This window comes from Shimia sp. FJ5, assembly GCF_032918335.1.
In the GTDB taxonomy this organism is placed as follows: Bacteria; Pseudomonadota; Alphaproteobacteria; order Rhodobacterales; family Rhodobacteraceae; genus Shimia; species Shimia aestuarii_A.
Genome location: NZ_JAWJUV010000003.1, coordinates 205,680 through 225,667, shown reverse-complemented (window position 1 = coordinate 225,667; position 19,988 = coordinate 205,680). Strand labels below are relative to the sequence as shown.

Genomic DNA, 19,988 nt, shown 5'->3' with positions numbered 1-19,988 from the left:
CGCGCAGAACACAGGCCGAATGGCGAATTCGTGATCCTCCCGCAACGCAAAACGCCGCCTCGATCTGAGGCGGCGTTTTCTCCAAGTCTTACAGGGAGAGACCTAGCCGAAAAAGCCAACCTCGCTGCCGTCCACACTGGCGACGCAAAGCAGGTCGAATACATACCGCGCCACCGAGCGGAAACAGATGATCTCGAAAGAGCCATCATCATTCATCCAGAATGCCGCCGCGACCTGCGCAAACCGCGTGCGACGCATCATGCCCGGCTCGAACGCGCCCGGCGCAAGATCGACCGGCGCGAGTTTGGCGATGACTTCGCGCGCGCACTCGCCCGAAACCTTGAACACCGCCCGCGCATCCGAGACGTTGACAACAAGCACATGCTCGCCCGCCAGCGCCGCGTTGAGCGCCGCGATGATGTCCTCGGCGGCCCCGTGATCGCAGATCACGAGAAGCTCATCCGGCGACATCCAGGCCACCGCGCCCTTCTCGCCACTGGCGATCTGGCGCTGTTCCGGCACCGACGCGCCAAGCACGTCTTTCAGGGCCTTGGCCATCGGCTTGGATGCGAGATCGCCCCGCACCGTGATCATGCCCCGCAGGCCGGTTTCCTCGACCAAAGCGATCCCCGACTGGGAGACGCCATTCAATGCACTGACGACATTAGACATTTTGCTTCTCTCCATCTTTGTCGAAGAAGATCGGATCGACGATTTTCGCTTTCACGGTGCTGCCATCGACCTTGTTGAGTTCGATCACCTCGCCCATCCGATCCGTCCCGTGATGGACAAGCGCCATCGCGATGCCCCGGTCAAGCGTCGGTGAATAGTAGGTCGAAGTCACGCGCCCTTGGGTGTTGCGCTGGCCGTTGGCGTTCTCGCCTTCGGCAATCGCATAGGCCCCGTCGGGAATGACCGATCCGTCGAGCGTCTCGAGGCCGACGAGTTTCCAACGTTCCGGGCTCGCCATGTGGGGGCGTTCCTGCGCGCGCTTGCCAAGGAAGTCTTCCTTCTTCTTGGAGATCGCCCACTGCATGTTGAGATCCTGCGGGATCACCGTCCCGTCGGTCTCGTCCCCGATCATGATAAAGCCCTTCTCAGCTCGCATCACGTGCAGCGCTTCGGTGCCGTAAGGCATAATCCCGAACTCTTCGCCGGCCTCTAGGATCGCATCCCAGAAGGCGCGGCCCTGGCTTGCCGGGACGGCAATCTCGTAAGAAAGCTCGCCCGAGAAGGAAATCCGGTAGGCCCGCGCATCGAAATCGCCGATCTTGCCGTCTTTCCAGCCCATGAAGGTCAGGCCCTCTTTCGAGATGTCCATATCCCCGCCGAGTTTCTCAAGCACCTTGCGCGCATTCGGACCCACGATGGCGATCTGCGCATATTGCTCGGTCACGTTGGCGGTAAAGACCTTCCAGTCCCACCATTCGCACTGGAGCCAGTCTTCCATCCAGCCGTGGATACGTTCCGCACCGCCGGTGGTGGTGTGGCAGAGGAAGGTGTCCTCGTCGATCCGGGCGACAACGCCGTCGTCGATCAGAAAGCCGTTCTCGTTACACATCAGACCATAGCGACAGCGCCCCGGTTTCAGCGTGCTCATCATGTTGGTGTAGAGCATGTCGAGGAACTTGCCCGCATCCGGCCCTTTGACAATGATCTTGCCGAGGGTCGAGGCGTCGAGCATGCCCACGCTGTTGCGGGTTTGCAGGATCTCGCGTTTGACCGCCTCGCCGTGGCTCTCGCCAGTGCGCGGATAACAGTACGGACGGCGCCAATGGCCCACCGGCTCGAAGAACGCTTTCTGTTCTTCGTGCCATGCGTGGATCGGCGTGCGGCGCAGCGGTTGGAACACGTCGCCCCGTGCCTCGCCCGCGATCGATCCCATGGAAATCGGCGTATAGGGCGGGCGGAACGTGGTCGTGCCCACCGACGGGATCGGCGCGTTCAACTGACCGGCGAGCGTCGCCAGACCGTTGATGTTGCTGAGTTTCCCCTGATCCGAGGCCATGCCGAGCGTGGTGTAACGCTTAGTGTGCTCAACGCTCTCATAGCCCTCTTGCGCGGCAAGCCGCACGTCCGAGACCTTCACGTCGTTCTGATAGTCGAGCCATGCCTTGATGCGAAGCTCCGGGCCTGCACCCTGCGGCATGAGCCAGACCGGCTCCATCGCGGCTTCGGGCGCCTCTGCGGCTTTCGGTGCCGCCTTGCGCGTCGCGGTAAAGCCCGCCGCCTTGGCCGCGGCCTTGCCCGCATCATGGGCGTCTTTCACCCCTTGCGCGAGATCGAGATAGCCATTGGCCGACCCGGCCACGGTCACGAAGGCCTCGCCATCATGGCTCGTCGGCGCGCGCGAAGGGTCGGGGCGGAAATGCGCCTGCGCTTCGTCCCAGGTGAGCTTACCGCCACAATGGGACCACAGGTGCACCACCGGCGACCAGCCGCCCGACATGGCGACCGCATCGCATTTGATCTCTTCAAGCACAGCGCCTTCCCCGGCCTGGGCACAGATCGCCACGCCCGTGACGCGCTTGCCGCCTTTGACCTTGGCAATGCCTTTACCGTTCTCAACCCGGATGCCAAGCGCCCGTGCCTCATCGGCCAGCGCCCCGCCGCCACCGGCGCGCGCATCAAGGATGACCGGCACTTCGAGGCCCGCCTGCTTGATGGCAATCGCGGTGCGATAGGCATCATCATTGTTGGTCACGACCACGGTGCGATCCCCAACGGACACGCCATAGTCCACCACGTAATCGCGGATCGCCGAGGCGAGCATCACGCCCGGAATATCGTTGCCCGCAAAAGAAAGCGGCCGTTCGATGGCGCCGGTTGCGGTGACGATCTGCTTGGCACGGATGCGCCACAGGCGATGACGCGGCCCAGCCTCGAGCGGTGCATGATCGCGCACCCGCTCATAGCCGAGCACATAGCCGTGATCATAGACGCCCGCGCCCATCATACGGTTGCGCAGGGTGACGTTTTCCATTGCCTCAAGCTCGGCCACGAGAGCATCGACATAGTCCGCCACCGGCTGACCATCGACCTCACCGCCATCGACCATAGAGCGGCCGCCCCAATGCGCCGTCTGCTCCATCAGGAGAACCTTGGCCCCAGAAAGACCTGCGGCCTTCGCCGCCTGAAGACCGGCAACACCGCCGCCCATGACGACCACGTCCACATAGGCATAGAAGTGCTCATAGGTATCCGCGTCGCGATCCTTCGGCGCTTTGCCGAGGCCCGCAGACTGGCGCACGATGGGTTCAAAGACGTGTTTCCACGCTGCGCGCGGGAACATGAAGGTCTTGTAGTAGAACCCCGCCGGGAAGAACCGGGTCATATAGTTGTTGACCGCGCCGACATCGAATTCGAGGCTCGGCCAGTGGTTCTGGCTTTCGCAGGTCAGACCATTGAAAAGCTCGGTCGTCGTGGCGCGCTGGTTCGGCTCGAAGTTGCCGCCCTTGCCGAGGTTTACGAGCGCGTTGGGCTCTTCGGCCCCGCTCGCCACCGGCCCGCGCGGACGATGATATTTGAACGACCGGCCCATCATGAGCTGATCATTGGCGAGAAGCGCCGAGGCGAGCGTGTCGCCCTCGTAGCCGGTAAACTGCTTGCCGTTAAAGCTGAAGTGGAGCTGTTTGCCCTTGTTCAGCAGACGGCCGCCTTGTGCGAGACGCGTGCTCATGCGAATTCCCTCCAGCTCCAGCCGGGATATTTGGCCGAAATCTTGTCCTTGATCTCCTGCGGCGGCTCCAAAGTCTGTGCCGAATAGGTGCCAAAGACCTCAAGCGTCGTGGTCGAGCGCGCGGCGTGAAAAAACTTGCCGCAGCCGTTCGAATGGCGCCAGCGCTCGAAATGCACCCCCTTGGGGTTTTCGCGCATGAAGAGATAGCCTTCGAAAGCCTCGTCTTCCGAGCCGGGCCCAAAGCGCTTCAGATGCGCCTCGCCCTCGGCATGAAGCTCCGTTTCCTCGGCCCAAACGCCGCAATAGGGGCATTGAAGTGTCAACATGTCCTTGCCCTCTCCTTAGTGTGCCACACCGGCCGCGACGCTCTCGTCGATAAAGCGGCCTTCGATGAAACGTTCCATGCCAAATTCGGCACAAAGCGGACCGGGCTCGCCCTTGGCGATGAGATCCGCCGTGGCCCAGCCACCGCCCGGGATCGCCTTGAACCCGCCGGTGCCCCAACCCGCATTGATGAAGCAATTGCCAAGCGGCGTCTTGCCGATGACGGGCGAACGGTCGCCGGTCACGTCCACGATCCCGCCCCACTGACGCAGCATCTTCAGGCGCGACACGATTGGGAAGGTCTCGCAAAGCGCGCGTACAGTTTCTTCCACATGGTGGAACGAGCCGCGCTGCGTGTAGTTGTTGAACCCGTCGGTGCCGCCGCCAATGACCATCTCGCCCTTGTCGGACTGGCTCATATAGCCATGCACCGTGTTCGCCATGACGACCACGTCCATGCAGGGCTTGATCGGCTCGGAGACCAGCGCCTGAAGCGCCACGGATTCCATCGGCAGACGGAAGCCCGCCATATTGGCGAGATCGCCGGAATTGCCCGCGACCACGAGGCCGAGCTTGTCACAGTCGATCGGACCCTTGGTGGTATCCACGCCTTTGACCTTGCCGCCTTCCTGGCGCACGCCGGTGACTTCGCATTTCTGGATGATATCCATGCCCATATCCGAGCAGGCCCGCGCATAGCCCCAGGCCACTGCATCGTGACGGCCCGTGCCGCCGCGCGCCTGCCAGAGACCGCCGAGCACCGGATACCGCGGCCCGTCGATATTGATGATCGGCACCAATTCCTTGACACGTTCCGGCCCGATAAATTCGGTCTGCACACCCTGAAGCGCGTTGGCATGGGCCGTGCGCTGATAACCGCGCACCTCGTGCTGGGTCTGCGCCAACATGATGACGCCGCGCGGCGAGAACATCACGTTATAGTTCAGGTCCTGGCTCATCGTCTCATAGAGCGAGCGCGCTTTTTCGTAGAGCGCGGCCGAAGGATCCTGAAGATAGTTCGAGCGGATGATGGTCGTGTTCCGGCCGGTATTGCCGCCGCCAAGCCACCCCTTCTCGATAATCGCGACATTTGTGATGCCGTGGTTCTTACCGAGGTAATAGGCGGTCGCAAGACCATGCCCCCCGGCACCGACGATGATCACGTCGTATTTCTTCTTAGGTTCGGGCGAACGCCATGCGCGCTCCCAACCGGTATGATACCGGGCGGCTTCACGGGCGATGGCAAAGGCTGAATAACGTCTCATGTGCAGCTGATTCCGATCTGAAACGGGTGTCATCCTGTATTGGACCGTCACGCAGGAAAACCACGACCGTAAACCGTCAGTTTGCATCCTGGTTGCGACATCTATGTCGTCCGCGTCCATTTGCCCTTTTTCACATCGCCCCGAAACTATAGATGAAGAGGCGAAATACCTTTGCTGGCACCCCAAGGAGGCACCATGGCATTCTGGATTATCGCTCTCGTTCTCGCGTTGATCGTCGCAGGGCTTCTGGCCCGCGCCCTGACGCGTGGCCAGCAAGGCCAAGAGCATCCCGCTGCCTATGATCTCCGCGTCTACCGAGATCAGCTCAAGGAGATCGACAAGGATGTCGCGCGCGGTGTGATCGGCGAAGAAGATGGCGAACGTCTGCGCGCCGAAGTCTCGCGCCGCATCCTGTCGGCAGACGCTCAGCTGCGCCATGCCGAAGAAGGCGGCAAATCCGATACCCGCGGCGACGCCCCCCTTGCCGCTCTTGTCGCGCTCATCGTGGTGGCCGGTGGCGTTGGTCTTTATTTCACCGTCGGAAAACCAGGGTTCCGCGACCTGCCCCTCGAAACCCGCATCGCCGAAGCCGAGGAAAAGCACAACACGCGACCAAGCCAAGCCGAGTACGAAGCCAAGCTGCCGCCAATGCCCCTGAATGAACCGCAGGGCGAATTCAAGGATCTGATCGCCAAGCTGCGCGACACGGTGGCCGAACGCCCCGATGACCTTCAGGGACAAGTGCTTCTTGCACGGAACGAGGCCAATCTCGGCAATGTGCGCCCCGCCTATAAGGCACAGGGCGAGGTTCTGCGCCTCAAGGGTGCCGAGGCCGAGGTGCAAGACTACCTGTTCCATGCAGAACTGCTCATCAACGCCGCACAGGGCTATGTCTCGCCCGAAGCCGAAGCGTCACTGCGCGCCGCAATGGAGAAGAACCCGCGCCACCCGGTTGTGCGCTACTACTGGGGCCTGATGCTGGTTCAAAGCGATCGCCCGGACCTTGCCTTTGACATGTGGGAACGCCTCCTGCGCGAAGGCCCGCCAAACGCGCCCTGGATTCCCGCCATCCGAAGCCGGATCGAAGAGCTCGCATGGCGCGCGGGCGAAAAGTTCACCCTCCCCCCGGAACAACCCGCCGCAAACGCCCCGATGCTGCGCGGTCCGAGCGAGGAAGACATGGAAAACGCCTCCGAGATGACCGCAGAGGACCAGCAGGCGATGATTCAGAACATGGTCTCGCAGCTCTCCGAGCGTCTCGCCGAGGAAGGCGGCTCCGCGATGGAATGGTCGCAACTCATCAGCGCCTATGGCGTCCTTGGCGACACGCCCCGCGCCGCAGCCGCCTATGCCGAAGCTCAAGAGATCTTTGCCGGGGATGAGGCCGCTCTGGCGATCTTGCTCAACGGTGCTGCCCGCGCAGGTGTGGCCGAATGATCCACATCCATGAAAGCGTCGAAGATTTCCTGCCGGCCATCGCCGACACCCAGACGCTCATGGGGCTGGATCTTGGCACCAAGACCATCGGCGTCGCGCTCTCCGACAGCTTCCAGACGGTCGCCACGCCCACCGAGACCATCAAGCGCAAGAAATTCGGAATAGATGCCGCTCGCCTGATCGAGATCATCGATTCCCGAAGCGTCGGCGGTATCGTCCTCGGCCTCCCTCGCAACATGGACGGAAGCGAAGGCCCGCGCGCCCAATCGACCCGCGCTTTCGCGCGCAATCTGGCGCAATTGACGGCAATCCCGATCTGCTTCTGGGATGAACGCCTGTCGACCGTGGCCGCCGAACGTGCGCTGCTTGAGGCGGATACGTCAAGAAAACGTCGCGCAGAGGTTATCGATCACGTCGCCGCCTCCTATATCCTCCAAGGAGCGCTGGATCGCCTGCGCCATCTGAGGAGCCTGTCATGAGCGGACCCACCGAGACAGACAAGGTCTGGAAACGCGACGAAATCGAAAGCCCCTGTATCAAGCTCTGCGTGATTCACCCTGAGGAACGCATCTGCACGGGCTGCTACAGGTCGATTGAAGAAATCACAGGCTGGGCCCGCAAGACCCCGGAAGAGCGCCGCGCCATCATGGAAGAGCTTCCCTCCCGCGCGCCGCGCCTCAAGAAACGCCGCGGCGGGCGGGCTGCACGCCTCGACCGCTAGGGCGCTTCGATCCACTCTGCGACTGTGGCAACCTCGGGACGGAAATAGGCGATGATGCGATCCCCTGCCCCCGCACGCCACGGCGCAACACCATGCAAGGTCAGCCGGTGCAGAATATAGCTCTCTCCCGGCACAGCATGCACCTCGACCCGCTCGCAGGTCTCGAACACCTCGCGCCGCGCCGCGACATAGGCCTCCGTGATATCGACCTGCCCCCAATCCTCGGCCTTGTGATCTGCAAGTGCGTCGCGAAGACGGGTGCGCATGATCTCGTGACTGCCTTCCCAAAGCACCATCGGGGCAGCCTCCGGCCCTGCATCCGTAAGCGGCAGGCCAAGGATGAACATATGTGGCTCCGCGATCCTGCGCCGCCGCGCCGCCCCTTCGGCGCGAATGCCATCCACATGCGCCGCGTCCCGGCGCAGGCGATAGCCGAACGCCGCCTCACTCTCGCCCGCGCGCGGCTTGGGATACCCTTCCCGCACCACCGAAACCTGTGCCTTGTGCAGCGCGGGCAGCGACCCGAACATCTCTGAAATGACGCTCACAGGTGCGCCGCAAAGCGAAGGCCCACCGGCCACCGCGCCCCGTGCATCATTGTCGAGAGCGTCCACCCCGACAAACCATGTGTCTTCGCATTGCCACCAATGCGCCTGCGCGGGATCGTGCATCGCCACCCGCGCGGCTGGCAACGCCGCCTCGGCCCAAGCGCGGACCGCCGCATCCTCTGCAAAGCGGCACCAGCCACGTTGCAAAAGCGCGTCTACCATCCGAACGCCTTGCGCAGCATGTTCAACGCCACAAGCGTCAGGAAAACCGCGAACACCCGTTTGAGGGGTTTGGGATCAAGCGAATGCGCCAGCTTGACGCCAATCGGCGCAGTCAAAAGCGTCATCGCGATCACCAGGAGAAAGGACGGCACATTCACCGCGCCGACCGTGTAGGGCGGCTTTGACTCCGCTGCGATGTCCAAAAGCAGGAAGCCCGCCACGGACGGCACCGCGATGAGAACGCCAAAACCCGCCGCCGTGGCCACCGCTCGGTGGATCGGCGTGTTGTAGAGGCTCATCAGCGGGACGCCAAAACTGCCGCCGCCGATCCCCATCAGAACCGAAAGGAACCCGACCACCGGGCTCATCACCGCACGGCGCAGACCGCCGGGCATCGCCTCACCAAGCCGCCATTCCGAGCGCCCGAACCCCATATAAAGGCCGATCACGACACCGAGACAGCCAAAGATCGCCTGAAGCGTCATGGAACGTAGCGACGCAGCGACAAGCACGCCCAGTACCGCACCAATCGCGATTCCCGGCGCCCAGGCGCGCAGGATTGACCAATCCACCGCACCTTTCTTGTTGTGGCTAAGCACCGATCGGATCGACGTGACAATGATCGTGGCAAGCGACGTGGCAAGACAGACCTGCATGATCTGCGGCCCGCCATAGCCTAGACCCTGAAACGCATAGAAGAACGCTGGCACAAGGATGATCCCGCCACCGACCCCAAGAAGCCCCGCAAGGACCCCGGCAAAGCCACCGATCACCACGAGCATGACCACCAGCGGCCAGATATCTACGATTGATGGCATCACGCCGTCCCCACCTTGTTGAATTCCCCTGCCCCATCCACATGCGCGAGCGCATCAAGGACAACCTCTGGCCCTGCGCCGGGGCGCGAGGCGTTTTCCGAAAGATATCGCCGCCACGCCCGCGCACCCGGTTTTCCGGCGAACACGCCAAGCATATGCCGTGTGATCTGGTTGAGCTTGCCACCTTGCGACAGGTGCGCCTCGATATAAGGCACCATGTCGATCACCGCCTGCCGCGCCGTCGTCGCATGGGCCCTTCCATAAATCCGCGCGTCCGCTTCAAGCAGGATATCTGCCGGCGTATGATAGGCCGCGCGCCCGATCATCACACCGTCAAGACCCGCGGCAAGAAACGCCTCTGCCGCGTCGAGCGTCTCGATCCCGCCATTGATCGACAGGTGAAGAGCAGGATAGGCCGCCTTCATCTCCTGCACGAGACCATAGTCGAGCGGCGGAATATCCCGGTTCTCCTTGGGCGACAGACCCTGAAGCCACGCCTTGCGCGCATGAATCGTGAAACGACGCACCCCGGCCTTGGTCACAGTCTCAAGGAACTGCGGTAGGATCTCGCGCGGCTCTTGATCGTCGACGCCGATCCGGCATTTGACCGTGACCTCCCGGCCCTGCGTCGCGATCATCTCCGCGGCACACTCGGCGACAAGCTCCGGCTGACGCATCAGAACTGCGCCAAACGTGCCAGACTGAACCCGGTCGGACGGACAGCCGACGTTGAGGTTGATCTCGTCATAGCCCGCATCCGCCCCGATCTTCGCCGCCTGACCAAGCTCTTTCGGATCTGACCCACCAAGCTGAAGCGCGACGGGGTGTTCCTCGGGGTTGTAATCAAGAAGATGTAGCGCCCCGCCCCGCACCAATGCAGGCGATGTGACCATCTCAGTATAAAGCAATGTCTCGCGCGACATGAGACGGTGGAAGTAACGGCAATGCCGGTCCGTCCAGTCCATCATCGGCGCCACCGACAGGCGCGCCGCCCAATCAAGTTGTCCCGTCGCCGTCATCCGAACAACCGCTCCCCGAGCCTCTCGTTGCAAGCAAACCGCACCCCTCGGCGCGAAAGCCCTCGTTTGCCATGATTTGGAGCACAGCGAAACCGAAAACAAGCAGGACTTGATTCCCGCGAAGTGACGCCGCGTCGCTTGACCAAAAGATCAGGTTTTCATACCTATTTTTGGGTAGGAGCGGAAAACACCTCACACGAACGTGATACCGTGCAAGAACACCCCCGCACCCTTTACTAGCAAGCCATTGCTTTTACTTTGTTTTCTTAACATTTTCACAAGTCTTTACAAAGCACCCTTTACAAATGGAAATGTTTTTACAAAAACTTCCTTTCCTTTTCGGCACTTATTTCAAAATTTTCAGTCTTGGGTATGATCTGCGCAACTCCGGATAACCGCATTTTTCCGGCAGTCCGGCTGTTCACCACAGCATTCTTTTTGAAATGAGGGAGGAACCTCGATGTCGTCTGACGCAACCGCAAACCCCACCTATCCGCCGTCGAAAGAGCTCGCCGCATCTGCCCATATCGACGCCGCGAAATATGAGGAGATGTACGCGGCCTCGATCAATGATCCGGAAGGTTTTTGGGCCGAGCACGGCAAGCGGGTCGACTGGATCAAGCCCTTCACGAAGGTCAAGAACACCTCCTTTACCCCGGGCAACATCGACATCAAATGGTTTGAAGACGGCACGCTGAACGTCGCCGCCAACTGCGTCGACCGTCACCTCGCCACCCGCGGCGACCAGACCGCCATCATTTTTGAGCCCGATGATCCCAACGAAGCAGCGCAGCACATCACCTACAAGCAGCTGCACGTGTCGGTCTGCAAGATGGCCAACATCCTCGAAGATCTCGGCGTGCGCAAAGGCGACCGCGTTGTCATCTACCTGCCGATGATCCCTGAAGCTGCCTACGCAATGCTGGCCTGTGCCCGCATCGGCGCGATCCACTCGATCGTTTTCGCAGGCTTCAGCCCGGACGCGCTCTCGGCCCGCATCAACGGCTCTGACGCAAAAGTTGTCATCACCGCCGACACCGCACCGCGTGGGGGCCGCAAAACCGCGCTCAAGTCGAACTGCGACGCGGCGCTGCTGCACTGCAAAGACACGGTGAAGTGCCTCGTGGTCAAGCGCACCGGCGACCAGACCACATGGATCGATGGCCGTGACTATGACTACAATGAAATGGCGCTCGAGGCGGACGAGTATTCCAAGCCCGCCGAGATGAATGCCGAAGATCCGCTCTTCATCCTCTACACCTCTGGCTCCACAGGTCAGCCGAAGGGTGTTGTGCATTGCTCGGGCGGCTACCTTGTCTTCGCCTCGATGACCCACGAATACACGTTCGACTACAAAGACGGCGACATCTTCTGGTGTACCGCGGATGTGGGTTGGGTCACCGGCCACTCCTATATCGTCTATGGCCCGCTCGCCAATGGCGCGACCACCGTCATGTTCGAAGGCGTGCCGACCTACCCGGACGCGTCGCGCTTCTGGCAGGTCTGCGAAAAGCACAAGGTGAATCAATTCTACACCGCGCCGACCGCGATCCGCGCCCTGATGGGTCAGGGCAACGAGTATGTCGAAAAATGCGATCTCTCTGACCTGCGCATCCTCGGCACCGTGGGCGAGCCGATCAACCCGGAAGCCTGGAACTGGTACAATGACGTTGTCGGAAAAGGGAAATGCCCCATCGTCGACACCTGGTGGCAGACCGAAACCGGCGGTCACATGATGACCCCGCTGCCGGGCGCCCACGCGACCAAACCCGGCTCGGCGATGAAGCCCTTCTTCGGCGTCAAACCTGTCGTCCTCGACCCGCATTCCGGCGAGGAAATCGACAGCTACCCGACCGAGGGCGTGCTCTGCATCGCCGATAGCTGGCCTTCGCAGATGCGCACCGTTTGGGGCGACCACGAGCGTTTCGAGAAGACCTACTTCTCCGACTACAAAGGCTACTACTTCGCAGGTGACGGCTGCCGTCGCGACGAAGATGGCGACTACTGGATCACCGGCCGCGTCGATGACGTCATCAACGTGTCCGGCCACCGTATGGGCACCGCCGAGGTCGAAAGCGCCCTCGTCGCCCACGCACAGGTCGCCGAAGCCGCCGTTGTCGGCTACCCGCACGACATCAAGGGCCAAGGCATCTATTGCTACGTCACCCTGATGAACGGCGTCGAACCTTCCGATGAGCTCTACAAGGAACTGCGCACCTGGGTCCGCACCGAGATCGGTCCGATCGCATCGCCCGACCTCATCCAATGGGCCCCCGGCCTGCCGAAGACCCGTTCGGGCAAGATCATGCGCCGTATCCTGCGCAAGATCGCCGAGAACGACTATGGCTCGCTCGGCGACACCTCGACGCTCGCCGATCCTTCGGTGGTCGATGACCTCATCGAAAACCGCATGAACAAAGGGTAATCGGCAATATGACTGCAAAGACCCCCGTCAACGTCATCCTTCTCGGCCCTCCGGGCGCCGGGAAGGGCACTCAAGCCGCCCGCCTCGTGGAAGAACGCAACATGGTGCAGCTTTCCACCGGTGACATGCTGCGTGCCGCCAAGGACAGCGGCACCGAAATGGGCAAGCGCGTCGCCGACGTGATGGCCCGTGGCGAGCTTGTGACAGACGAGATCGTGATCGGCCTGATCGAAGAACAACTGACCACCGCCAAAGGCAATGGGTTCATCTTCGACGGCTTCCCGCGCACGCTGGCCCAGGCCGACGCGCTTGGCGCATTGCTTGAGAAGACCGGCCAGAGCCTTGATGCCGTGATCGAGATGCAGGTGGATGACGAGGTTCTCGTCGGCCGCATCGTGGGCCGCGCAGCCGAGGCAGTCGCCGCGGGCGGAACGGCCCGCGCGGACGACAACGAGGAGAGCCTCAAGCTGCGTCTGATGGAATATTACAAGAAGACCTCGCCGCTGATTGGCTATTACCACGCCAAGGGCGCCCTTCAGTCGATCGATGGCCTCGGCGCGATCGACGAAGTCGCGGTCAGCATCGGCGCGATCGTCGACAAGGCCGGGAGCTAGGCCAACACCTAAGAACGCGGCCTGCCCCACCGGGCAGACCGCAAGAAGATGCGGCGGCACGGATTTCTAATGACGCGCCGACGATATCGCCGACACTGTGACAGCAAGAATACGTGCCATCACGGTCACCCGGCACCGCCCCGGTCCAGGATTTCAGGACAAGGGCAGCCTCGACCGCCCCCCGCCTCTGGCGACACGGGCGCACTCGCGGCAAATCTGAGCGTGAGGGCCGTTTCGGCAAGCGCGCAAAGGGGAATGTGGGGGGATTGCACGCCTGGCGGGCGATCTTCTTGCGGAGGAAACGGATATAGAGGGAGGAGCCAAAAATGGCCGACAACTCATCCAATAACAACGCCTACTGGTCCGCAAACGTGCGGATCATTCTGATCAGCCTCGTCATCTGGGCGCTGGTCTCTTTCGGGTTCGGCATTCTGCTGCGCCCCATGCTGAGCGGCATCGCCGTCGGCGGAACCGATCTGGGCTTCTGGTTCGCCCAGCAAGGTTCGATCCTCGTCTTCCTGGCACTGATTTTCAACTATGCCTGGCGGATGAACAAGCTTGATGCCGAACACGGCGTCGGTGAAGAGTAAGAAGGACAGACACAGATGGATCAGTTTACTATCAACCTGCTGTTTGTTGGCGCGTCCTTTGCGCTCTACATCGGCATCGCGATCTGGGCCCGCGCGGGTTCCACATCGGAATTCTACGCTGCAGGTCGCGGCGTTCACCCCGTCACCAACGGTATGGCAACCGCCGCCGACTGGATGTCGGCAGCATCGTTCATCTCGATGGCAGGTCTCATCGCCTTCACCGGCTATGACAACTCCTCCTTCCTGATGGGCTGGACCGGCGGCTACGTGCTTCTCGCCCTGCTTCTCGCGCCCTACCTGCGCAAGTTCGGCAAGTTCACCGTGTCGGAATTCATCGGCGACCGTTTCTATAGCCAGACTGCCCGCATCGTGGCCGTGGTCTGCCTTATCGTCGCCTCGACCACCTACGTGATCGGTCAGATGACCGGTGTTGGCGTGGCCTTCGGTCGCTTCCTCGAAGTGGACAACACCACCGGCCTCCTCATCGGCGCCTGTGTTGTGTTTGCTTACGCGGTGTTCGGCGGCATGAAGGGTGTGACCTACACTCAGGTGGCCCAGTATGTCGTGCTCATCATGGCCTACACCATCCCGGCGATCTTTATCTCGCTGCAACTGACGGGCAACCCGATCCCGGCCCTCGGCCTGTTCGGTGACCACGCTGCATCGGGCGAGCCGCTTCTGGCGAAACTCGACGCGATCGTGACCGAGCTCGGCTTCAACGAGTATACCGCGCATCACGCCGATACCTTCAACATGGTGCTCTTCACCCTGTCGCTGATGATCGGTACCGCGGGTCTGCCGCACGTCATCATGCGCTTCTTCACCGTCCCGCGCGTCGCTGACGCTCGTTGGTCGGCAGGTTGGGCACTGGTGTTCATCGCGCTTCTGTATCTCACCGCGCCTGCTGTGGGTGCCATGGCACGCCTGAACATCTCTGAACAGTTCTGGCCGAACGGCGCCTCGGGCGAACCGGTCTCTTCGGAAACCATCGCCAACGATGCCGCCTATGACTGGATGCAGACCTGGCAGCAGACCGGCCTTCTCGGCTGGGAAGACAAGAACGGCGACGGTAAGATTGCGTATTTCAACGACAAAGACGCAGACACCGTGGCCAAGATGGAAGCGGCCGGCTGGGGCTCTGAAAACGAGCTGACCAACTTCAACCGTGACATCCTCGTTCTGGCCAACCCCGAAATCGCCAACCTGCCGGGTTGGGTGATCGGTCTGGTCGCAGCCGGTGGTCTCGCCGCAGCCCTCTCGACCGCAGCAGGCCTTCTGCTCGCGATCTCCTCGGCTGTGTCGCACGACCTCATCAAAGGCGCCATCAACCCGGGTATCTCGGAAAAAGGCGAACTGATGTCGGCACGTGTTGCGATGGCTGTTGCGATTGCCGTGGCAACCTATCTCGGCCTTAACCCTCCGGGCTTCGCCGCGCAAACCGTGGCTCTCGCCTTCGGTCTGGCCGCTGCGTCGATCTTCCCGGCGCTGATGATGGGTATCTTCTCGACCAAGATCAACAACACCGGCGCAGTCGCTGGTATGCTGGCCGGTCTGGTTGTGACCCTCATCTACATCTTCCTGCACAAAGGCTGGTTCTTCGTACCGGGCACCAACTCCTTCACGGATGCGGACCCGCTGCTGGGCACCGTCAAGTCGACCTCGTTCGGCGCCATCGGGGCCGCGGTGAACTTCACCGTTGCCTATCTCGTGGCGAACGCAACGAAAGAGACCCCGCAGGAGATCAAGGATCTCGTCGAAAGCGTCCGCGTGCCGAAAGGTGCAGGCGCCGCGCAGGATCACTAAGATGGTCTCGATGGGCCGCCCCTTGCGACGGCCCGTCCTCTTCTAATCTGGTCCTGCCCGGTGCATATCGGGCAGGACTTTTTCTTTATCGCTTGCAAGGCTGATTTCCATGCCGCTCACCCAAGACCAGATCATTCGCTTTTTGAAATCCGTGCACCCCTATGACGCGCTCGCGCCGGGCGTTGTCGAAGACCTCGTCCCGCTCTTCGAGGCCTGGGAGGTCGAACAGGGCTTTTCCGTCTATGACCTTGGCGACAAGCTCCCCGGCCTGTTCCTCGTCTATGAGGGTCAGATCGAGGTGCGCGATGAGAACGACGTGGTGGTCTCGCATCTTGGTGTCCGCAATTCCTTTGGTGAACGTGGCCTGCTGCGCGACGGCACAGCCGCGACAAGCGCCCGCGCCGAGGCACATTCCATCGTCCTCGTGCTGCCGCCAATTCCTTTCTACAAGCTGGTCGAAGATCACGAGGTGGCGCGCAAGTTCTTTGATCGCACCCGTGTCGAGAAGCCCCGCGGCAACGACCTCGCGACGAGCCGCGTCGAAACGCTCATGGCCCATAGCCCCGTCACCTGCGCCGCCGATGCCAGCGCGCAGGACGCCGCCATCCTCATGCGCGACAAACGCATCTCGTCAGTCTGTATCTGTGACGAATCCGGCGCGCTCGAAGGCATCCTCACGACCCGCGATCTCTCGGGCAAGGTGCTGGCCAATGCCCTGCCCGTCGCGACCCCGGTCTCCGAGATCATGACCCCGAACCCCGTCACCCTCGCCCCCTCTGCCATTGGCTCGGATGTGCTGCACGTGATGATGGAACGGCGCATCTCGCATATCCCCATCGTCGAGAACACCAAGCTCGTCGGCATGGTGACACAGACCGACCTCACCCGCTTTCAAGCGGTATCCTCTGCCGAACTGGTCTCCGAAATCGCTCAGGCCAACACGCCCGAAGAGATGGCCAAGGTCACGGCCCGCATTCCGAAACTTCTCGTACAGCTTGTTGCGGGCGGCAATCGCCACGAAGTCGTCACCCGGCTCATCACCGATATCGCCGACACCGCAACGCGCCGCCTTTTGGCCCTTGCAGAGGCGAAACTCGGCCCCGCGCCCGCGCCGTACCTCTGGCTCGCCTGCGGCTCCCAAGGGCGCCAGGAACAGACCGGCGTCTCAGATCAGGACAACTGCCTCTTCCTGCATGACTCGGTGACCGAGGCCGACATGCCCTATTTCCGCGACCTCGCGGCCTTCGTCTGCGACGGCCTGAACACCTGCGGCTATGTCTATTGCCCCGGCGATATGATGGCCACAAACCCGCGCTGGTGCCAGCCGCTGAAAGTCTGGCAAAGCTATTTCGAGGGCTGGATCAACAAGCCCGACCCAGAGGCACAGATGCTCGCCTCGGTGATGTTTGATCTGCGTCCCATCGGAGGCCACACCCACCTGTTCCAAGACCTGCAAGAAGACACCCTGCGCAAAGCGGCCAAGAATTCGATCTTCGTCGCCCATATGGTCTCCAACTCGCTCAAGCACACACCGCCGCTCGGCCTTCTGCGCGGCTTTGCGACGATCCGCTCGGGCGAGCACAAGAACCAACTCGATATGAAACACAACGGCGTCGTGCCAATCGTCGATCTTGCCCGCATCTACACGCTTCAGGGCGAGCTCACGGCAATCAATACCCGCGCCCGGCTCGAGGCCGCCGAACATGCGGGCGTGCTGAGCGCCTCCGGCGCGCGCGACCTGATCGACGCCTATGACCTGATTGCCGAAACCCGGCTTCAGCATCAGGCAAATCTCGTCAAACGGGGCGACTCCCCGGACAACTATCTGCTGCCGTCTGATCTGTCGGACTTCGAGCGAAGCCACCTGCGCGACGCCTTTGTCGTCGTCAAAACCCTACAATCCGCCATCGGCCACGGCCGGGGCATGTTAAGCTAATAAGTCATCTACCCCGATCTGGCCGGAGCGGAGGCCGGACAGATCGGGCCGGGGCAAACACCCCTTAGGAGGAAAACATGTTTCTAGAATTGATCGCGACGATTGTCGCCGGGATCGCAGCCGCCGGTATCATGATGGTTATCACCCGCGCCAGCGGTGGACGCCTGCCCAAATGGCTCACGCCCGTTGCGGCGGGAGCCGCGATGATCGCTGCTACGATTTCCAATGAATACGGCTGGTATGGCCGCACGTCGAAATCGCTCCCCGACGAGTTCATGATCGTCGATACCGTTGAAAGCAAGGCGCTCTACCGCCCCTGGACCTACGTGCGTCCCTATGTCGACCGGTTCGCCGCGCTCGACGTGCAATCGGTGCAGCGCCACGACGAGGCCCCCGCGATGCGTATGGCCGATATGTATTTCTTCGGTCGCTGGGCCCCGGTGAACAAACTAAGCGTGATTGCCGACTGCGCCGCCCTGCGCCGCGCCGCCGTCACCGAAGGCGTGACCCTGAACGCCGATGGCTCCGCCACTGGCGCGGCCTGGCTCCCCGTGCCGCTGGATGATCCGCTTGTCTCGACCATGTGCGAGGTAAGCTGATGTTGATGACCCTGAGCCTCCGCCTGCGCGTCTTCCTCTTCTTCGTCTTCCTTGCGCTCGCCGGGATCGTCGTGACCTCCGGCGCCCTCTACGTCGGCTATCGCCGCAGCCTTGGCGGCGACACCGGTCTCGGCTCAGCCTTCCTGTTCTCCGCGATCCTGTCCGGGTTTGGCTTGTCGGCGCTCGCCGCAGGGGTCTGGCTTCTGTTTGATGAGAACGTGGCCAAACCAATCGAACGTATCGCCGCCTCCATGCGCACCCGCGCCCATGCTGGCGTATCGCTCGATCTCGACACGCACGCGGCGCGCTACCTCGGCGATCTCGCCCCCGCTGCTGCCGCCGTCTCAACCCAGCTGAGCCAATCGACCCTCGACACCGCCGAGGCCGTCGCCGCCGAGACCGCCCGCCTCGCATCGGAGAAAGAACGCCTCACCGCGCTCCTGACCGAGATTCCCGTCGCCATGGTCCTCATAAGCCCGACCCACCAGATCGTGCTCTACGATGGTCAGGCCGCCTCTGTTCTGGGCCAGATTCACCCGCCTCGCCTCAACGCTTCGATCTTTGAATACCTGCGCGAGGACGAACTGCGCGCCGCCCATGCCAAACTGATCGAGAAAGACGAGGAAATCCCCTTTACTGCCCACGGCTCCGAGGGTCAGCTCTCCTTTGACGCCCGCCTCAAGCCGCTTGGCCACGCGCCGGGGTATATGCTCCTGATCGACGACGCCCACGCCGAGATATCGCCCGAGGCCGCGCGCCCGCTGATCTATGATTTCGACCTCATGGAACACGACAGCGAACGCGCCATCGAGGAACGCGCGATCCAATCGCTGACCTACGTGGTCTTCGACACCGAAACGACGGGCCTCCTGCCCCACAAGGACGAGATCGTCCAGATCGGTGCCGTGCGTGTCGTCAATGGCCGTATCGTGCCCGGCGAAGAGATCAACCAACTGGTCAATCCCGGCATGCCGATCCCGCCCGCCTCGACCAAGGTGCACCATGTCACCAATGCCATGGTGGCCGACGCGCCCCTCATCGACACTGCCGCAAGCGACTTTCACAAATTCGCCGGCGGCGCCGTCATCGTCGCCCATAACGCCCCCTTCGACATGGCCTTTCTCAAGCGTCACGGCAAACGCCTCGGCCTTGCGTGGGATCACCCGATCATCGACACGGTGCTCCTGTCGGCCGTGCTCTTCGGGGCCTCGGAAACCCATACGCTCGACGCGCTCTGTGATCGGCTCGGGGTGACCATCCCGCCGCACCTGCGCCACACCGCGCTCGGTGATGCCCAGGCCACGGCAGAAGTGCTCTGCAAGATGATCCCGATGCTCAAGTCGCGCGGCTACGTGACCTTTGGCGAGGTCATCCGCCAGACCCGCAAACACGGTCGCCTTCTCGAAGACCTGAACTGACCTGCTGGACACCCGACGCCGCCACCGCTACATGCGGCGGGACGCGCGAACAGGAAAGCACGAGACAATGGCCACGACGTTCATCCCCGAGGGCGACCATCAACGCGACTACCGCCACGCGCTGGCGCAGTTCGCGACCGGCATCACCGTCATCACAGCTCCCACCCCCGAGGGCGGCATCGGCATGACGGCGAACTCCTTCGCCTCCGTCTCGCTCGACCCGGCGCTGATCCTGTGGTCGGCGGCCAAAGACTCTCTGCGCTACCCGATCTTCAAGCAGGCGACGCATTTTGCCATCCATGTGCTGCGCGAGGATCAGTTCGACATCGCCAAAGCCTTTGCCAAGGACACCGATGCGCTCTCGCTGGTCTCGCCCCGCCTCAACGCCGCAAACGTCCCGGTCTTCGACGCCTGCCTCGCCCGCTTCGAATGTCGCACCGAGGCCCGCCACGACGCGGGCGACCACACGATCCTCGTGGGCGCCGTGGAAAACGTCTTTCTCAACGACACCGGCAAACCTCTGATCTTTAGCCAGCACGGTTACGGCACCTTTCAAGACGCCTGATCCGC

Annotated in this window: 18 protein-coding genes; 11 read left to right on the top strand and 7 right to left on the bottom strand. The window is 62.1% G+C overall.

The annotated features are described in order from the left end of the window. Positions 1-102: 102 nt before the first annotated feature. The 4 genes from R1W01_RS11795 to R1W01_RS11780 are packed head-to-tail and all read right to left on the bottom strand — an operon-like array spanning position 103 to position 5,268. Positions 103-672 carry a sarcosine oxidase subunit gamma gene (locus R1W01_RS11795; protein ID WP_297756854.1) on the bottom strand — a complete coding sequence of 190 codons (570 nt, stop codon included), beginning with the start codon at positions 670-672 and terminating at the stop codon, positions 103-105. Next, positions 665-3,679: a sarcosine oxidase subunit alpha family protein gene (locus R1W01_RS11790; RefSeq protein ID WP_317275236.1), complete on the bottom strand. Its 3,015-nt coding sequence runs from the start codon at positions 3,677-3,679 to the stop codon at positions 665-667. Before R1W01_RS11790 ends, R1W01_RS11795 begins: the two co-directional genes overlap by 8 nt. Next, entirely contained in the window at positions 3,676-4,005 is a 330-nt protein-coding gene (locus tag R1W01_RS11785) for a sarcosine oxidase subunit delta (RefSeq protein ID WP_243612003.1), read from the bottom strand. Before R1W01_RS11785 ends, R1W01_RS11790 begins: the two co-directional genes overlap by 4 nt. A gap of 15 nt (positions 4,006-4,020) precedes the next feature. Next, positions 4,021-5,268 carry a sarcosine oxidase subunit beta family protein gene (locus R1W01_RS11780; protein WP_297756850.1) on the bottom strand — a complete coding sequence of 416 codons (1,248 nt, stop codon included), beginning with the start codon at positions 5,266-5,268 and terminating at the stop codon, positions 4,021-4,023. Between the two features lie 195 nt (positions 5,269-5,463). Between R1W01_RS11780 and ccmI the strand changes: the two genes are divergently transcribed. The 3 genes from ccmI to R1W01_RS11765 are packed head-to-tail and all read left to right on the top strand — an operon-like array spanning position 5,464 to position 7,426. Further along, complete coding sequence (gene ccmI / locus R1W01_RS11775; RefSeq protein WP_297756848.1) at positions 5,464-6,705, top strand: c-type cytochrome biogenesis protein CcmI; 1,242 nt, start codon at positions 5,464-5,466, stop codon at positions 6,703-6,705. Beyond that, on the top strand, positions 6,702-7,184 hold the full coding sequence (ruvX, locus tag R1W01_RS11770) for a Holliday junction resolvase RuvX (protein WP_297756846.1): 483 nt from the start codon (positions 6,702-6,704) through the stop codon (positions 7,182-7,184). Before ccmI ends, ruvX begins: the two co-directional genes overlap by 4 nt. Further along, complete coding sequence (locus R1W01_RS11765) at positions 7,181-7,426, top strand: DUF1289 domain-containing protein (protein WP_297756844.1); 246 nt, start codon at positions 7,181-7,183, stop codon at positions 7,424-7,426. The genes ruvX and R1W01_RS11765 overlap by 4 nt, the downstream gene beginning before the upstream one ends. Here R1W01_RS11765 and R1W01_RS11760 read toward each other — a convergent pair. From R1W01_RS11760 to dusA, 3 genes are read right to left on the bottom strand one after another with little or no spacing between them, the layout of a single operon-like run. Continuing rightward, positions 7,423-8,196: a hypothetical protein gene (locus R1W01_RS11760; protein ID WP_297756842.1), complete on the bottom strand. Its 774-nt coding sequence runs from the start codon at positions 8,194-8,196 to the stop codon at positions 7,423-7,425. The genes R1W01_RS11765 and R1W01_RS11760 overlap by 4 nt on opposite strands. Next, a complete protein-coding gene (locus tag R1W01_RS11755) occupies positions 8,190-9,014 on the bottom strand; it encodes a sulfite exporter TauE/SafE family protein (RefSeq protein WP_243612009.1) in 825 nt (274 codons plus the stop codon). Before R1W01_RS11755 ends, R1W01_RS11760 begins: the two co-directional genes overlap by 7 nt. Further along, positions 9,014-10,033, bottom strand: coding sequence for a tRNA dihydrouridine(20/20a) synthase DusA (gene dusA, locus R1W01_RS11750; RefSeq protein ID WP_297756839.1), 1,020 nt, complete (start codon positions 10,031-10,033; stop codon positions 9,014-9,016). Before dusA ends, R1W01_RS11755 begins: the two co-directional genes overlap by 1 nt. 460 nt (positions 10,034-10,493) lie before the next feature. Here dusA and acs point away from each other — a divergent pair, with 460 nt between their 5' ends. The 8 genes from acs (at position 10,494) to R1W01_RS11710 (ending at position 19,983) form a co-directional block, all read left to right on the top strand. Then, complete coding sequence (acs, locus tag R1W01_RS11745; RefSeq protein WP_243612011.1) at positions 10,494-12,458, top strand: acetate--CoA ligase; 1,965 nt, start codon at positions 10,494-10,496, stop codon at positions 12,456-12,458. 8 nt (positions 12,459-12,466) lie between these two features. Then, complete coding sequence (locus R1W01_RS11740; RefSeq protein ID WP_297756837.1) at positions 12,467-13,072, top strand: adenylate kinase; 606 nt, start codon at positions 12,467-12,469, stop codon at positions 13,070-13,072. Positions 13,073-13,398: 326 nt separating this feature from the next. Continuing rightward, a complete protein-coding gene (locus R1W01_RS11735) occupies positions 13,399-13,662 on the top strand; it encodes a DUF4212 domain-containing protein (RefSeq protein ID WP_243612013.1) in 264 nt (87 codons plus the stop codon). Positions 13,663-13,677: 15 nt separating this feature from the next. Beyond that, positions 13,678-15,465 (top strand): sodium:solute symporter family protein, encoded by a 1,788-nt coding sequence (locus R1W01_RS11730; RefSeq protein WP_243612014.1) that lies wholly within the window; start codon positions 13,678-13,680, stop codon positions 15,463-15,465. A 109-nt stretch (positions 15,466-15,574) separates the two neighbouring features. Continuing rightward, positions 15,575-17,401, top strand: a complete 1,827-nt coding sequence (locus tag R1W01_RS11725; RefSeq protein ID WP_297756834.1) for a DUF294 nucleotidyltransferase-like domain-containing protein — start codon at positions 15,575-15,577, stop codon at positions 17,399-17,401. Positions 17,402-17,478: 77 nt separating this feature from the next. Continuing rightward, complete coding sequence (locus R1W01_RS11720; RefSeq protein WP_243612016.1) at positions 17,479-18,000, top strand: hypothetical protein; 522 nt, start codon at positions 17,479-17,481, stop codon at positions 17,998-18,000. Continuing rightward, positions 18,000-19,418 (top strand): PolC-type DNA polymerase III, encoded by a 1,419-nt coding sequence (locus R1W01_RS11715; RefSeq protein WP_297756832.1) that lies wholly within the window; start codon positions 18,000-18,002, stop codon positions 19,416-19,418. The genes R1W01_RS11720 and R1W01_RS11715 overlap by 1 nt, the downstream gene beginning before the upstream one ends. Before the next feature lie 67 nt (positions 19,419-19,485). Continuing rightward, the gene (locus R1W01_RS11710) at positions 19,486-19,983 is read left to right on the top strand and encodes a flavin reductase family protein (RefSeq protein WP_297756830.1); all 498 of its coding nucleotides are present in this window, start codon (positions 19,486-19,488) and stop codon (positions 19,981-19,983) included. Positions 19,984-19,988: the final 5 nt, after the last annotated feature.